A 379-nucleotide genomic window follows, 5' to 3' on the forward strand; every position below is an offset into this window, starting at 1 on the left:
CTCACGCACAGTGGGGTCCTGATAGGGGCCAAGAGTCGACATGCCCTCAGATCTATCACGCCGCACTGACACCTCCAGGTCCCGCCCCTCGGATCAGGCCCTGACGATCGCGAGCTCACCCCAATGAGTCGTGCACCTCGGCGAGAGCATGGCTCGGGCCATCTGCCAGTCCACGCCTGACTTCAGCCCGCCGAACCCAAGGCCGAGATTGTCACGGCCGAGCTTGGTCGTCACCTCGTCGATGATGGTTGCGATCTTCCTGTCCTCCATCTCCGAGGTGAACCCCGGCAACGTTGGCTGCACCCCAGCGGGGGAGAGGTCAGTGACGATGACTCCGGCCCGGGCGTAGCGGGCGCCCGGGCGGATCTCGGGGAGGATC

Annotated in this window: 1 protein-coding gene; it reads right to left on the reverse strand. The window is 65.7% G+C overall.

Annotated elements, in window-relative coordinates:
• Positions 1–93: 93 nt before the first annotated feature.
• A partial coding sequence (locus EVJ33_RS15345; protein ID WP_131438392.1) for a DUF4113 domain-containing protein occupies positions 94–379 on the reverse strand: 286 nt, incomplete at its 5' end.

The organism is Exiguobacterium sp. SL-10 (assembly GCF_004337025.1).
Classification (GTDB): Bacteria; Bacillota; Bacilli; order Exiguobacteriales; family Exiguobacteriaceae; genus Exiguobacterium.